Source organism: Bacillus paramycoides (genome assembly GCF_001884235.1).
GTDB classification, from domain to species: Bacteria; Bacillota; Bacilli; order Bacillales; family Bacillaceae_G; genus Bacillus_A; species Bacillus_A paramycoides.
On the sequence record NZ_MAOI01000001.1, the window covers coordinates 1 to 378 of the forward strand.

Consider the following 378-nt stretch of genomic DNA (forward strand, 5'->3'; position numbering starts at 1 on the left):
GTAATGCGTATAAGTATGAAGTAAAAGAACAACCGGTGGATGGATATAAATCTGAAGTAAAAGGTTATGACATTACAAATACAAAAGTAGCGCAAACAACAGTAGAAGGAACAAAAACGTGGAAGGACGGAAACGCAACAAATCGTCCGGCAACAATCAAAGTAGACTTACTACAAAATGGCCAAGTAGTTGCGACGCAAGAAGCAAGTGAAGCAACAGGCTGGAAATATGGATTTAAAGACTTAGCGGCATATGATGCCGAAGGTAATGCGTATAAGTATGAAGTAAAAGAACAACCAGTAGATGGATATAAATCTGAAGTTCACGGTTATGACATTACGAATACAAAAGTAGCGCAAACAACAGTAGAAGGAACGA

At 38.4% G+C, this 378-nt stretch carries 1 protein-coding gene; it reads left to right on the forward strand.

Annotated features, from left to right (window positions below; all coding sequences use genetic code 11):
- A partial coding sequence (locus BAU28_RS00005) for a Cna B-type domain-containing protein (RefSeq protein WP_116500250.1) occupies positions 1 to 378 on the forward strand: 378 nt, incomplete at both ends.